Genomic DNA, 13,889 nt, shown 5'->3' with positions numbered 1-13,889 from the left:
TCTGCTTCCGCGGCGCCCGATCGTCGAAGTCAGCTCTTCGGCTGGTTCTTCGAGGTGATCTTGATCTTGCCGCTGACGATGTCGGCCTTGACCGCGTCCAGCTCGCTCTTGAGCTCGGCGGGGACCTTCGAGTCGAAGTCGTGGAACGGCGCCAGGCCGACCCCGTTGTTCGCCAGCGTGCCGATCGTGGACTTGGTGGTGAACTGGTTCGTCGCCGCGGCCTTGACCGCGTTGAACACCTGGCCCTTGATGTCCTTGGTCACGGTCGACAGGAACACCGTCTTGTACTGCGGGGCGCTCTCGTAGCCGTCCGTGTCGACCCAGATGACGCTCGCCTTGCCGTTGCTCTTCTGCACGGCGGAGGTGGCACCGAGACCGGTCTGACCGGCGACCGGCATGATCACGTCGGCGCCCTGGGCGATGAAGTCGTTGGCGGTGCGCTCGCCGTCGGAGGGCGAGTCGAACTTCTCCGTGAGCGAGCCGTCGCCCTTGACCTCGTCCCAACCGATGACCTGGACGTTCTTGCCCTTGGTCTGGTTGTAGTACTTGACGCCCTGGACGTAGCCGTCCATGAACACGGTGACCGGCGGGATCGCCTTCGCACCGAAGGTGGCGACCTTGCCGGTCTTGGAGTAGCCCGCGGCGAGGTAGCCGCCGAGGAAGCCGGCCTCGGCCGTGTTGAACTGCAAACCCTGCACGTTCGGCTCGATGCTGGCCGAGTCGACGATCGCGAACTTCTGGTCCTTGTGCGTCGTCGCGGCGGCCTTGGTCGCGTCGGCCATCAGGCCGCCGACGGCGATGATCAGGCCGCACTTGTCGTTCACGAGGCTGTTCAGGTTCGGCACGTAGTCGTTCTCGGTCTTCGAGGTGATGTACTTCACGTCGACGCCGAGCTCCGACTTGGCCTGCTGCAGGCCCGCCCACGAGGAGGCGTTGAAGGAGCGGTCGTCGATGCCGCCGGTGTCCGTCACCATGCATGCCTTGAAGTCGATCTTGGTCGCCTGCGTACCACCCGGGGTGGCACTGCTGCCCGAATTCGACTTCTTGTCGTCGTCCTTGGGCTTGCTACCGCACGCGGCGGTGGCAGTAAGGGCGAGAGTGACGCCGACCGCAGCCGCGGTCACCTTGGATACCCGGCGCACGGGTGTCTCCTTCCGATGAGCGCCCCTTCGGGCGCTGCTCCCAGATGCAGACTCTGACGCGCTTGCATCCCTGGTAAACGCGCGTAGACCTGCTAGCCGTCGGAGAGCATACCTAGTAAAAGAATATGAGCGACAAAAACCGTGAATCGCCACCGCAACACGCCCCGTTAGCCCGGCCGAGTAGCCGGAGCAGAGACGGGTCGGCGCGGAACCGGGCAGTCCGCGACATGACAGACGGAAAAGACCCGGTGCCGCACGTGATCGAACGGCACCGGGTCGGAACATTACAGACTTACGAACGCGGGAGGAACGGGGACCGGGGTCGCGGCGGTTAACAGTTCCGCATACGTCCCTTCCCGGCGCACCCGCCCGCGCGGCGCGCACCCGGTCCGGTCGGGGTCAACGAAAGGGCCGCAGCGCCAGCCCGGCGAAGAGTCGGACGCCGACTCCGATCGCCCGCTCGTCGACGTCGAAACTCCCCTGGTGCAGGTCGTATACGGGGTGCCCGGCGGGTCGCACGCCGAGCCGGGTGAGCTCGCCGGGGACCTGGTCCAGGAACCACGAGAAGTCCTCGCCGCCCAGGCTCTGCTCGGTGCTCTCGACCGCGCTCGCGCCCAGCACCCCGGTCGCGACCGTGCGCATCGAGGCGACCGCGTCGGGGTCGTTGACCACCGGCGGCACGCCCCGGTGGTGTTCGAGCTCCCACTTGGCGCCGTAGGTCGAGGCGATCGCGTCCACCAGCTCGTGCATCACGTCCGGAGCCTGTCGCCACGCCTCCAGGTCGAGGCAGCGCAGGGTGCCCTCCAGCTCGCCGTGCTGCGGGATCACGTTCGGCGCGGAGCCGGACTGGATCCGCCCCCACACCAGGCTCGCGCCCGAGCGCGGGTCGATCCGCCGGGAGAACGCCGAGGGCAGCTCCGAGGCGAGCTTGGCCAGCGCGGTGACCAGGTCGGTGGTGCGATGCGGACGGGCGGTGTGGCCGCCCGCGCCGGTGAGGGTGACCACCACCCGGTCGCAGGCCGAGGTGATCGCGCCGGCGCGCAGCCCGACCCGGCCGACCTCGACCTTGGGGTCGCAGTGGATGGCGTGGATCTCCGAGACACCCGCGAGGCCGCCCGCCTTGATCACGTCGAGCGCGCCGCCCGGCAGCTTCTCCTCGGCGGGCTGGAAGATCAGCCGCACCGGTCGGGGCAACAGCCCGTCCCGGGCGAACTCGGCCAGCACCAGGCCCGTGCCGAGCAGGATCGAGGTGTGCACGTCGTGGCCGCACGCGTGCGCGCGGCCGGGCACCGTCGAGCGGTAGGCCACGTCCTTGACGTCGTCCACCGGCAGCGCGTCGATGTCGCCGCGGAAGGCGATCATCCGCTCGCCCGCGGTCCGGGCGCCGGGCGAGGCCCGCTGGGGTCTGATGTCGCACACCAGGCCCGTGCCGGGCAGTAGCCGCGGGCTCAGGCCCGCGCGTACCAGCCGTTCCCGGATGAGCCCGGTGGTACGGAACTCCTCCCGACCCAGCTCCGGATGCATGTGCAGGTCGCGCCGAAAGGCGACCAGCTCGTCGGCGAAAGCCGCGGCTTTGGCGGCGGCCTGGGCGTGGAGGGATTCGCTCACCCACGCAAGAGTACGTTGCATCGGTCTTCGCGACGTGGTAGGGAGCGAATTACCCCCGTTCGGGTGAGAAAAAAGCCTCCCGCCGGCGCATGCGCTACCGCCGGTAGGGGTATGACTGTCCGCCCGTTTCGCCATTGGCCGGCTTCTGCCCACTCGGCCGCGTATCAACCAAGCGCCCCATTGATCAGGACTGCCCTTGCCGCCCATGGAACGCGTCCAGGATGCGAGACGCGGCAAGCGTCGCGGTGAGATGGCCATCGCGGACGTCGCGTTCGAGGTCGGGCACGATAGCCCGCACCGCGGGGTGCCCGCGCAACTCGGCGAGCAGCGAGTCGTGCACCGTCGCCCAGGTCCAGTCGACCTGTTGCCGGCGCCGCAATTCGGTCAATTCGCCGGTTTCCTCCAGCGTGCGCCGATGTTTGAGGATGGTTTCCCAGACCTCGTCCAGGCCCTCCCCGGACAGGCCGGAACAGGTCAGCACCGGCGTGGTCCACGACTCCCCCGCGCGCCGCATCAGCCGCAGCGCGCCCGCCAGTTCGCGGGCCGCGCGGCGGGCCGCGAGCGCGTACTCGCCGTCCGCCTTGTTCACCGCGACCACGTCGGCCAGTTCCAGCACGCCCTTCTTGATGCCCTGGAGCTGGTCGCCGGTGCGCGCGAGGGTCAGGAACAGGAAGCAGTCGACCATGTTCGCCACGGTGGTCTCGGACTGGCCCACGCCGACCGTCTCCACCAGCACCACGTCGTGGCCCGCCGCCTCCATCAGCACGATCGACTCGCGGGTGGCCCGCGCGACGCCGCCCAGGGTGCCGGCGGTGGGCGAGGGGCGCACGAACGCGTTGTCGTCCACCGCGAGTCGGCCCATCCGGGTCTTGTCGCCCAGGATGCTGCCGCCGTGCCGCGAGGAGGACGGGTCCACCGCGAGCACCGCGACCCGGTGCCCCTCGCCGGTCAACCGGGTGCCCAGCGTCTCGATGAAGGTGGACTTGCCCACGCCCGGCACGCCGGTGATGCCCACCCGGTGGGCACCGCCGGCGTGCGGCAACAACTTGACCAGCAACTCCTGCGCGAGGTCGCGGTGGTCGGCCCGGGTGGACTCGACCAGCGTGACCGCCCGGGCCAGGATCGTCCGGTTGCCCGCGAGCACGCCCTCGGCGTACGCGCCGACGTCGATCACGCGTGCCATCAGTCGACCGGCAGCTCGTGGTCCAACTGCTTGTACAGGCCCTTGAGCAGGTCCACCGCGGCGTCCGCGATCACCGTGCCGGGCGGGAAGACCGCCGTGGCGCCCATGTCCAGCAGCGGCTGCACGTCGGCGGGCGGGATCACCCCGCCGACCACGACCATGATCTCCTCGGCGTCCAGCGCGGCGAGTTCCTGCCGCAGCGCCGGCACCAGGGTGAGGTGACCGGCCGCGAGCGAGGACACCCCGACCACGTGCACGTCCGCCTCGACCGCCTGTCGGGCCACCTCGCCCGGCGTCTGGAACAGCGCGCCCACGTCCACGTCGAAGCCGAGGTCGGCGAACGCGGTGGCGATCACCTTCTGGCCTCGGTCGTGCCCGTCCTGGCCCATCTTGGCGACCAGTATGCGCGGGCGGCGGCCCTCCAACTCCTCGAACCGGGCGACCAGCGAGCGCGCCGTCTCGACGTTCGGCGACATGCCCACCTCTTCCCGGTACACCCCGGTCAGCGTGCGGATCTGCGCCTGGTGGCGCCCGTAGGCCGACTCCAGCGCGTCGGAGATCTCGCCGACGGTGGCCTTGGCCCGCGCGGCGTCCACCGCGAGCGCGAGCAGGTTGTGTTCGAGGTCGCGCGGCCGGGTGCCCTCGACGTCGGCCTGCGCCGCGCCGGACAGCGCGGCCAGCGCGCGGCGCACCGCGTCCTCGTCGCGCTCCTCGCGCAACCTGCGCAACTTGTCCAACTGGCCCTCGCGGACCGCCTTGTTGTCGATCTTGAGCACGTCGATCGCCTCGTCGCTGGCGACCAGGTACTTGTTCACGCCGATCACCGACTGCCGACCCGAGTCGATCCGGGCCTGGGTGCGCGCCGCCGCCTCCTCGATCCGCAGCTTGGGCAGGCCCTCGGCGATCGCCGACGCCATGCCGCCCGCCCGCTCGGCCTCGGCGATGTGCTCGCGGGCACGGACCGCCAGGTCGTGGGTGAGCCGCTCGATGTAGGCCGAGCCGCCCCACGGGTCGATCACGTCGCACGTGCCCGACTCCTGCTGGAGCAACAACTGGGTGTTGCGCGCGATCCGGGCGGAGAAGTCGGTCGGCAGCGCGAGCGCCTCGTCGAGCGCGTTGGTGTGCAGCGACTGGGTGTGCCCCTGGGTCGAGGCCATCGCCTCCAGGCAGGTGCGCACCACGTTGTTGAACACGTCCTGCGCGGTCAGCGACCAGCCCGAGGTCTGCGAGTGCGTGCGCAGCGAGAACGACTTGGGGTTCTTCGCGCCGAACGACTTGACGATGTCGGCCCACAGCAGGCGCGCCGCGCGCAGCTTGGCGACCTCCATGAAGAAGTTCATCCCGATCGCCCAGAAGAACGACAGGCGCGGCGCGAACGCGTCGATGTCCAGGCCCGCCGCGACACCGGCGCGCAGGTACTCGATGCCGTCCGCGAGCGTGTACGCCAACTCCAGGTCGGCCGTGGCCCCGGCCTCCTGGATGTGGTAGCCGGAGATCGAGATCGAGTTGAACTTCGGCATCTTCTGCGACGTGTACGCGAAGATGTCGGAGATGATCGACATCGAGGGCTTGGGCGGATAGATGTAGGTGTTGCGGACCATGAACTCCTTGAGGACGTCGTTCTGGATCGTCCCCGTCAGGTGTTTCGGTGCCACCCCCTGCTCCTCCGCCGCGACGATGTACAGCGCGAGCACCGGGAGCACCGCGCCGTTCATCGTCATCGACACCGACATCCGGTCCAGCGGGATGCCGTCGAAGAGTTGGCGCATGTCGTAGATCGAGTCGATCGCGACACCCGCCATGCCCACGTCGCCGGTCACCCGCGGGTGGTCCGAGTCGTAGCCGCGGTGGGTGGCCAGGTCGAACGCGATCGACAGGCCCTTCTGGCCCGCCGCCAGGTTGCGCCGGTAGAAGGCGTTGGACTCCTCGGCGGTGGAGAAGCCCGCGTACTGGCGGATCGTCCACGGCTGGTTGACGTACATCGTCGGGTACGGACCGCGCAGGAACGGCGTGATGCCCGGGTAGGTGCCCAGGAAGTCGAGCCCCTCCAGGTCCTCCTCGGTGTACAGCGCCTTGAGCGGGATGCCCTCGGGGGTGTCGTGGGTCAGCGCGTCCGCGTCCTTGCCGGTCTCCTCGCGCACGGCGTCCCGCCACGCGTCGAGGTCACCGGACGCGGGCGCGTCGAGCTCGACCTGGGTGAAGTCGGGAATGCTCATTTCGCCCCCTCCGGGGATTCCGCCAGGGTCTGGTACGTGGCGTGCAGGACCTCGAGCGCGTCGCACCCGGTGTACACGTACCCGTCCGGGTCCGCTCCGTGCGCCTTTTGGCCCGCGATCAGGATCCGGCGGGCGCCGGCCGCGCGCAGCGCCGCGGTCACCGGTGCCGCCAGGCTCGCGTACAGCTTCTCCGAGGAGGCGAGCACGGCGGTCGCCGGGCGGCCGGCCGCCGTCCAGCGCTCGAGAATCTGCTCGACCGCGCCCTCGTCCACCGCGGTGATGCCCGCTTCGACGGCGGCGATGCCACCGGCGGCGAACAGGTTGGTCACGAAGCCGGCCCGCGCGGTGTACTGCGCGAGCGGGCCCAGGGTGGCCAGGAAGACGCTCGGGCGCTCACCGGAGGCGGCCAGCAGCGCGTCCGAGGCGTCGCGCAGCGACTCGTACGCCTCGGCGTAGCGCACCCGGGGCAGCCCGGCGGCGGAGACCGGGACGTCGGGCGCGGGTTCGCGCACGACGGGCGCCTCGGTCAGGTTCGGGAACTCGCTGACGCCGGTGATCGGGTCGGTCCGGTGGGCGATGTCCCGGTCCCGCTCGGCTCGGATCTCGGCCAGGCGCTCGCCGAGCCAACCCGAGTCGAGCACCGCGACGATCCCGCCGCGTCGTTCGATCTCCTGGAAGAACGCCCAGCCGGTGCGGGCGAGGTCGTCGGTGAGTTGCTCGACGAACCACGAGCCGCCGGCCGGGTCGATCACCTGCGCGAGGTGCGACTCCTCCAGGAGCAGCGCCTGCGTGTTGCGGGCGATCCGCCGCGAGAACGGGTCGGACAGGCCGATCGCCGCGTCGAAGGCGCGCACGGTGACCGCGTCCGCGCCGCCGACGCCGGCCGCGAAGGAGGCGACCGTGGTGCGCAGCATGTTGACCCAGGGGTCGCGCCGGGTGGTCATCGCCCACGAGGTGAGCGCGTGTTGGCGCTGCGCGCCGGCCGCCGGGGAGGCACCGGACGCCTGCGCGACCCGGGCCCACAACCGGCGGGCCGCGCGCAGCTTGGCGATCGTCGGGAACTGCTCGGCGGTGGCCGCGAAGCGGAACTCGACCAGGCCCAGCGCGGTGTCCACGTCGAGCCCGGCAGCCGTCAGCGCGCGCAGGTACGCGACGCCGGCGGCGGTGGCCGCGCCCAACTCCTGGCCCTCCGAGCCACCCGCCTCGTGGTACGGCTGCCCGTCCACGGCGATCGCCTGAAGGCCCGGGAACTCGGCGTGCGCGCGGGCCGCCAGGTCCGCGGCGGCCACCAGGTCGGCGCCCGCCCCGGTGCGCGCGTGGTGCGAGATCGGGTCGGCGCCCAGGTTGCCGCGCGGCTCGCCCGGCGCGATGCCGCTCGCGCGGAACACCGCGAGCAACGCGTCGCCGGCCGCGACGAAGTCGGCACCGGTGGCCAGGGCCACCGGTGCCAGGTCGAGCAGCACGCCGTCGAGCGCGCGGGCCAGGTCCGCCGGCGCCAGCGCGCCGTCGCCCACCCGCAGGAAGACGGACGTGACCCCGTTCTCCAGATCGGCGAGCACACTCTCGTTGGCGCGGGCCGGATCGGAGTCGGCGTGCGACTGACGCACGTCCCAGCCGTCGGCGGCGTGTCCGGCCGCGCGCGAGCCCCGGACGAACGGACTCAGCCCGGGCACGCCCGGCCGGGCGGCCGCCTCCGTGTACAGCGGGGACAGCTTGATGCCGTCGTAGGTAGTGGTCGCCAGCAGGTCTTCGGGGTGCTCGGGCGCGTCGTTCTCGCCCAGCACCTTCGATTTGCGGAGCACGCCGGCCACGAGGCGCTGCCATTGTTCCCGCGTGGGCTGCGGGAACTGGCTCGCGAAGGTGGACCCGGTAGACGTGCCGCCATCGACAGTAGCCTCCGTCATGGGTCGCATCGTATGGACCGACGGGGCCGATGAATACGCACTGTCGATGTGATGCCGGCCCTACCCGCCGGTCACATCTTCGACCTGCGGCGCAGCGCTTGCCTCGATCTTTCGTCCGCACCCGTGCGGCTTTCACCCGTACGGGTGCTGACGGGGCGTCAGTGAATCGTGACCCCTCGACGTCCGGGTCACCCGGATGGTTCCACTCCGTCATGCGGAATGGATCACATCGCGCGCCCTGCCACAAGAGGCCCCCTCATCGGTGGCTACCATGGCCGGGGCCGGGCGACCGATACCCGGCCGGGCCGACCGACAACCAGAGGGTCCGACACGGAATGCGGACACCCTCCCAGCCGGCCGCGTCCCCCTTGTACCGCACCCGGAGGGTAGTTTCCGTGCCGGCTGGAACGCTCTACCGCGGCCGGGAAGGCATGTGGTCATGGGTGGCTCATCGAGTCACCGGCGTCCTCATCTTCTTCTTCCTGTTCGCGCACGTCCTCGACACCGCACTCGTTCGCGTATCGCCCGAGGCGTACGACGAGACGATCGAGATCTACAAGAACCCGTTCGTCAACCTGCTCGAGTACGGGCTCGTCGCGGCCATCCTGTTCCACGCACTCAATGGTCTGCGGATCATCGCGGTGGACTTCTGGGAGAAGGGCCCGCGCTACCAGAAGCAGATGCTCTGGACTGTCGTCGGCGTCTGGGTCGTGCTGATGGCCGGGAGTGCCTACCCGATCCTGCAGCACTCGATCAAGACCATCTTCGGGAGCTGAAGTGTCCGCCACCATCGAAAACGCGCCCAAGATCCACGGCGGCGGTCCGTCGATCGAGTCTCCGCGCAGCAAGCGCTCACCGCGTTCGACCAAGACCAACTTCGAGCTCTACGGCTGGCTGTTCATGCGGCTGTCGGGCGTCCTCCTGGTCGTCCTGGTCATCGGCCACCTGATCATTCAGCTCGTCCTGGACGGCGGTGTGTCCAAGATCGGCTTCGCGTTCGTCGCGGGCCGCTGGTCCTCGCCGTTCTGGCAGTCGTGGGACCTCATCATGCTGTGGCTCGCCGAGCTGCACGGTGTCAACGGTCTGCGCACGATCATCAACGACTACGCGGAGCGGGACCAGACCCGGTTCTGGCTCAAGGCGCTGCTCTACACGTCCGCGCTGATCGTGCTTTTCCTGGGGACCTTGGTGATCTTCACCTTCGACCCGAACATCGGCAGCTGACCAGTACCCCGAGGACTGAACGAGCATCATGCAGACCCACAAGTACGACACCGTCATCGTCGGCGCGGGCGGCGCCGGCATGCGCGCGGCCCTGGAGTCGAGCAAGCGCAGCCGTACCGCCGTACTGACCAAGCTGTACCCCACGCGTTCGCACACCGGCGCGGCGCAGGGCGGCATGTGCGCCGCCCTCGCGAACGTCGAGGAGGACAACTGGGAGTGGCACACGTTCGACACGGTCAAGGGTGGTGACTACCTCACCGACCAGGACGCCGCGGAGATCATGTGCAAGGAGGCGATCGACGCCGTCCTGGACCTGGAGAAGATGGGCCTCCCCTTCTCCCGGACCCCCGAGGGCCGGATCGACCAGCGCCGCTTCGGCGGCCACACCCGCGACCACGGCAAGGCGGCCGTGCGCCGCTCGTGCTACGCGGCGGACCGCACCGGCCACATGATCCTGCAGACGCTGTTCCAGAACTGCGTCAAGCAGAACGTCGAGTTCTACAACGAGTTCTACGTGCTCGACCTGCTGCTGGCCGAGGACGAGGCGGGCAACAAGACCACCTCGGGTGTGGTGGCGTACGAGCTGGCCACCGGCGAGATCCACGTCTTCCAGGCCAAGTCGGTGATCTTCGCGACCGGCGGCTTCGGCAAGGTCTTCAAGACCACCTCGAACGCGCACACCCTCACCGGTGACGGCATGGGCATCGCGTGGCGCCGCGGGCTGCCGCTGGAGGACATGGAGTTCTACCAGTTCCACCCGACCGGCCTCGCGGGCCTGGGCATCCTGCTCACCGAGGGCGCGCGCGGCGAGGGCGGCATCCTGCGCAACGCGGACGGCGAGCGCTTCATGGAGCGCTACGCGCCCACCATCAAGGACCTCGCGCCGCGTGACATCGTCGCGCGCTCGATGGTCCTGGAGGTGCTCGAAGGCCGCGGCGCGGGTCCGAACAAGGACTACGTCTACCTCGACCTGACCCACCTGCCGGCGGAGCAGATCGAGGAGAAGCTGCCCGACATCACCGAGTTCGCGCGCACCTACCTGGGCGTCGAGCCGACCACCGAGCTGGTCCCGGTGTACCCCACCGCGCACTACGCGATGGGCGGCATCCCGACCAACGTCGAGGCCGAGGTGCTCTCGGACAACACCACGGTGGTGCCCGGCCTGTACGCGGCCGGCGAGGTCGCCTGCGTGTCGGTGCACGGCTCCAACCGCCTGGGCACCAACTCGCTGCTCGACATCAACGTGTTCGGTCGGCGCGCCGGCATCGCCGCCGCCGAATACGCCACGACGCACGACTTCGTCGAGCTGCCGGAGGTCCCCGAGGCCACGGTCGTCGAGCTGATCGAGCGGCTGCGGGACAGCGCGGGCACCGAGCGGGTCGGCGCGATCCGCGCCGAGATGCAGGAGACGATGGACGCGAACGCCGGCGTCTACCGCACCGAGGAGACGCTCAAGCAGGCGCTCTCGGACATCAAGAGCCTGCAGAAGCGCTACCTGGACGTCTCCATCCAGGACAAGGGCAAGCGGTACAACACCGACCTGCTCGAGGCGATCGAGCTGGGCTTCCTGCTCGACCTCGCCGAGGTCCTGGTGGTCGGCGCGCAGAACCGCAAGGAGTCCCGCGGCGGGCACGCGCGCGAGGACTTCCAGGCGCGCGACGACGAGAACTACATGAAGCACACGATGGCGTACCGCGAGGTCGACGCGAAGGGCGAGCACTCGATCCGCCTGGGCTACAAGCCGGTCGTGGTCACCCGCTACCAGCCGATGGAGCGTAAGTACTGATGACTGCCGTAGTGGAAGAGACCGCGCCCGGCAAGGGGCACGGAGCCACGGCCGCCGAGCGTGACCACACCCTGATCACGATCACGCTGCGGATCCGCCGGTTCAACCCGGAGACCGACGCGGAGCCGTACTGGCAGGACTTCAGGGTCGAGGCCGACCCGACCGAGCGCATCCTCACCGCGATGATGAAGATCAAGGCGGAGCAGGACGGTTCGCTGACCTTTCGACGCTCGTGCGCGCACGGCATCTGCGGCTCGGACGCGATGCGGATCAACGGTCGCAACCGGCTGGCCTGCAAGACCCTGGTCAAGGACTTGGACATGTCCAAGCCGATCACGGTCGAGGCGATCAAGGGCCTGAAGCTGGAGAAGGACCTCGTCGTCGACATGGATCCGTTCATGCAGGCGTACAAGGACGTGATGCCGTTCCTGATCACGTCGGGCAATGAGCCGACGCGCGAGAGATTGCAGTCGCCTGAGGACAGGGAGCGCTTCGACGACACCACCAAGTGCATCCTGTGCGCGGCGTGCACCACGTCGTGCCCGGTGTTCTGGAGCGACGGGCAGTACTTCGGCCCGGCCGCGATCGTCAACGCGCACCGGTTCATCTTCGACTCGCGGGACGAGGGCGCCGAGGAGCGCCTGGAGATCCTCAACGAGAAGGAGGGCGTGTGGCGCTGCCGTACGACCTTCAACTGCACCGAGGCGTGCCCGCGTGGCATCGAGGTCACCAAGGCGATCCAGGAGGTCAAGCGCGCGCTGATCTTCCGCCGCGTGTGATCGATTGACGCGAGGAGGGCCCGGAACCGATCGGCCGATCGGTTCCGGGCCCTCGTGCGTTTCGGCCGGACAGGGCCTAGCCGCGCTCGACCGCGCGCACCCGGTCGCCGTGGCGCAGGGTCGCGGCGCGGAGCGCGGTCTCGGCGTCGACGCCTTGCCGGGCGGCGAGTTCGGTGACGGCCAGGAGCAGGTCGCCGATCGCCTCGGGGCCGGCGTAGTCGTCGTCCTCGAAGGCCGTCGGCAGCGTGGGTGTGGGCACGGTCAGACCCGCTTTGCGCGTGCGGGACAAGAACTTCGCCGCCAGCGCCAGTGCCGGCTGGCTCAGCGCCACCCCGTCCAGCGCCGAGTCCCGGTCGCTCTTCTCCGCCGCCTTGAGCGCGTCCCAGTTCGCCTCGACCGCCTCCGGCGTGTCCGCCTCGACGTCCGCGAACACGTGTGGGTGACGGCTGATCAGCTTGTCCACGATGGCGCCGGCCACGTCGTCGATCGAGAACGGGTCGGCCTCGTCCTCCTCGGCCACCCGGGCGTGGAAGAACACCTGCATCAGCACGTCGCCGAGTTCCTCGCGCAGGTGCTCGCGGTCCCCCGAGTCGATCGCGTCGACCAGCTCGTAGGTCTCCTCGACCAGATACCGCGCGAGCGACTCGTGGGTCTGCTTCGCGTCCCACGGGCAACCGCCGGGCGAGCGCAGCCGGTCCATCACCGCGACCAGGTCGAGCAGCCGCGCGCCCGGCAGGTCCCACGCGCCGGGCAACAGCTCGATCTCCGGGATCGGCTCGGCGTCCTCACCGCCCGCCGCGACCTGCGCGAGCGAGGCGCCCAGGCCCGGATCGTCGTCGGTGGCCGCGAGCCACACCACCAGGCCGGCCCGGGCCCGCTCCAGCAGCCGGCGCGCGAGCACCCGCGAGCCCGCGTCCGGGTCGACGATCTCGACCTCGACGCCCGCCTCGCGCAGATACGGAAGCTGCGGGTGGTCGGCGTCGGCGGACAACACGCACCCGGTCGGCGTGCCGGTGGCCTCGCGCAGCGTGTGCCACGCGGGCCAGCTCAACAGACCGGGTGCGACCCGATGGGTCCCGGCGAGCAGGACGAGACGGGCGGGCGGCGCGGAAGCAGGCGAGTCACTCACCCGGCCAGCCTACGGTCCGGGTCAGGCGCCGCCCCCCGCGCCGGGCGGGACCTCGGTGAGGCCGGCCCCGGCGGGCTGGGTGCCCGGGGCGAGCCACGAGTACGCCGCGGCGGTCGTGGTCAGCTTCGCCGAGTCCCAGGTGCCGTACCTGGGGTTGACCGTGATCTTCATCGAGCTCGCCACGTCGCTCAGGTACGCCGCGAGCTGCTCCTGGGCATCGGCCGAGCCGAGCTGGATCCCGCGTGCCTTGGCGATCTCCGGCTTGAGCGCCTCGGTGCGGACGAAGTCGTCGACCTCGCCGGGCAACACACCGGTCTGCAACAGCCGGACCTGCAGCGCCTCCGGGCTGGGGAACCGCGCCTCCAGTGTGCGCCGGGCCGCGAGCACCTGGGTCGCGTTCAGCGTGACGTGGTTGCGCCGGGCCGCCTCGTCGACCACCCGTCGCGAAATGAGCTGCACCAACTCGGCCTGGTTGGCCTCCAGTTGGGCGCTCGTGCCGGCCAGCGACAGGTTGTTCCGGGAGAACGCCTGCTCCAGCTTGTCGACCTTGGCGTTCAGGGTGGAGATCTCGATCCGGTCCCCGCCGACCACGGCGGCGGCGCCGGCCTTGGACTCCGAGCAGCCGGAGAGCGCGAAACCGGTGACGAGCACCAGGCCCAGCGCGGCCACCCGGGCCCGGGCCGCGGACCGGCGCCGGCGGTGCGCGGAATCGACAGGGACGGAACGCGACGTGCGACTCACACGAACTCCCGGGGCTCGATGGCGCTGTACGACGGTGCGACTGTCGGCCACGGCAGGCGTGCGACCCATGACCAACGATCAAAGATACGGGTGGGCACGCTCGAAGTCCGCACTTTGGCCAAGATCATCCGGACCGCGTCGGCGGACCGGCGACGTCTCGGGTCGGCGGGCCGCACC

The 13,889-nt window shown here is 70.1% G+C and carries 11 protein-coding genes; 4 read left to right on the top strand and 7 right to left on the bottom strand.

Annotated features, from left to right (window positions below; genetic code table 11):
- Nucleotides 1–29: 29 nt before the first annotated feature.
- The 5 genes from OG948_RS22900 to OG948_RS22880 all read right to left on the bottom strand — a co-directional run bounded on the left by OG948_RS22900 (nucleotide 30) and on the right by OG948_RS22880 (nucleotide 8,053).
- Nucleotides 30–1,142, bottom strand: coding sequence for a BMP family protein (locus OG948_RS22900; RefSeq protein WP_406298286.1), 1,113 nt, complete (start codon nucleotides 1,140–1,142; stop codon nucleotides 30–32).
- Between the two features lie 399 nt (nucleotides 1,143–1,541).
- Nucleotides 1,542–2,750 carry an amidohydrolase gene (locus OG948_RS22895; RefSeq protein WP_406298285.1) on the bottom strand — a complete coding sequence of 403 codons (1,209 nt, stop codon included), beginning with the start codon at nucleotides 2,748–2,750 and terminating at the stop codon, nucleotides 1,542–1,544.
- A gap of 184 nt (nucleotides 2,751–2,934) precedes the next feature.
- Nucleotides 2,935–3,933 carry a methylmalonyl Co-A mutase-associated GTPase MeaB gene (gene meaB, locus OG948_RS22890; RefSeq protein WP_406298284.1) on the bottom strand — a complete coding sequence of 333 codons (999 nt, stop codon included), beginning with the start codon at nucleotides 3,931–3,933 and terminating at the stop codon, nucleotides 2,935–2,937.
- Entirely contained in the window at nucleotides 3,933–6,149 is a 2,217-nt protein-coding gene (gene scpA / locus OG948_RS22885) for a methylmalonyl-CoA mutase (protein ID WP_406298283.1), read from the bottom strand. Before scpA ends, meaB begins: the two co-directional genes overlap by 1 nt.
- Complete coding sequence (locus OG948_RS22880; RefSeq protein WP_406298282.1) at nucleotides 6,146–8,053, bottom strand: methylmalonyl-CoA mutase subunit beta; 1,908 nt, start codon at nucleotides 8,051–8,053, stop codon at nucleotides 6,146–6,148. Before OG948_RS22880 ends, scpA begins: the two co-directional genes overlap by 4 nt.
- A gap of 395 nt (nucleotides 8,054–8,448) precedes the next feature.
- On the opposite strand from OG948_RS22880, the gene sdhC reads away from it, so the two are divergent.
- From sdhC to OG948_RS22860, 4 genes are read left to right on the top strand one after another with little or no spacing between them, the layout of a single operon-like run.
- Nucleotides 8,449–8,829 (top strand): succinate dehydrogenase, cytochrome b556 subunit, encoded by a 381-nt coding sequence (sdhC, locus tag OG948_RS22875; protein WP_360307991.1) that lies wholly within the window; start codon nucleotides 8,449–8,451, stop codon nucleotides 8,827–8,829.
- A gap of 1 nt (nucleotide 8,830) precedes the next feature.
- Complete coding sequence (locus OG948_RS22870; protein WP_395866482.1) at nucleotides 8,831–9,277, top strand: succinate dehydrogenase hydrophobic membrane anchor subunit; 447 nt, start codon at nucleotides 8,831–8,833, stop codon at nucleotides 9,275–9,277.
- 28 nt (nucleotides 9,278–9,305) lie between these two features.
- The gene (gene sdhA / locus OG948_RS22865; RefSeq protein WP_406298281.1) at nucleotides 9,306–11,063 is read left to right on the top strand and encodes a succinate dehydrogenase flavoprotein subunit; all 1,758 of its coding nucleotides are present in this window, start codon (nucleotides 9,306–9,308) and stop codon (nucleotides 11,061–11,063) included.
- On the top strand, nucleotides 11,060–11,842 hold the full coding sequence (locus OG948_RS22860; protein ID WP_395866534.1) for a succinate dehydrogenase iron-sulfur subunit: 783 nt from the start codon (nucleotides 11,060–11,062) through the stop codon (nucleotides 11,840–11,842). The genes sdhA and OG948_RS22860 overlap by 4 nt, the downstream gene beginning before the upstream one ends.
- A 76-nt stretch (nucleotides 11,843–11,918) precedes the next feature.
- On the opposite strand, the gene OG948_RS22855 is transcribed toward OG948_RS22860, so the two are convergent.
- Nucleotides 11,919–12,971, bottom strand: a complete 1,053-nt coding sequence (locus OG948_RS22855; protein WP_406298280.1) for a MazG family protein — start codon at nucleotides 12,969–12,971, stop codon at nucleotides 11,919–11,921.
- Nucleotides 12,972–12,992: 21 nt separating this feature from the next.
- Nucleotides 12,993–13,712 (bottom strand): SurA N-terminal domain-containing protein, encoded by a 720-nt coding sequence (locus tag OG948_RS22850; protein ID WP_406298279.1) that lies wholly within the window; start codon nucleotides 13,710–13,712, stop codon nucleotides 12,993–12,995.
- Nucleotides 13,713–13,889 lie beyond the last annotated feature (177 nt).

Origin of the sequence: Embleya sp. NBC_00888 (assembly GCF_045207655.1) — a bacterium.
Taxonomy (GTDB): Bacteria; Actinomycetota; Actinomycetes; order Streptomycetales; family Streptomycetaceae; genus Embleya.
Note: the sequence above shows the minus strand (reverse complement) of the source record. Positions and strands in the feature narration are given on the sequence as shown.

Bases quoted from the DNA above. Each gene is read 5' to 3' on its own strand.
- meaB (WP_406298284.1), bottom strand. From the start codon at position 3,933: ATGGCACGCGTGATCGACGTCGGCGCGTACGCCGAGGGCGTGCTCGCG.
- scpA (WP_406298283.1), bottom strand. From the start codon at position 6,149: ATGAGCATTCCCGACTTCACCCAGGTCGAGCTCGACGCGCCCGCGTCC.
- OG948_RS22880 (WP_406298282.1), bottom strand. From the start codon at position 8,053: ATGACGGAGGCTACTGTCGATGGCGGCACGTCTACCGGGTCCACCTTC.
- sdhA (WP_406298281.1), top strand. From the start codon at position 9,306: ATGCAGACCCACAAGTACGACACCGTCATCGTCGGCGCGGGCGGCGCC.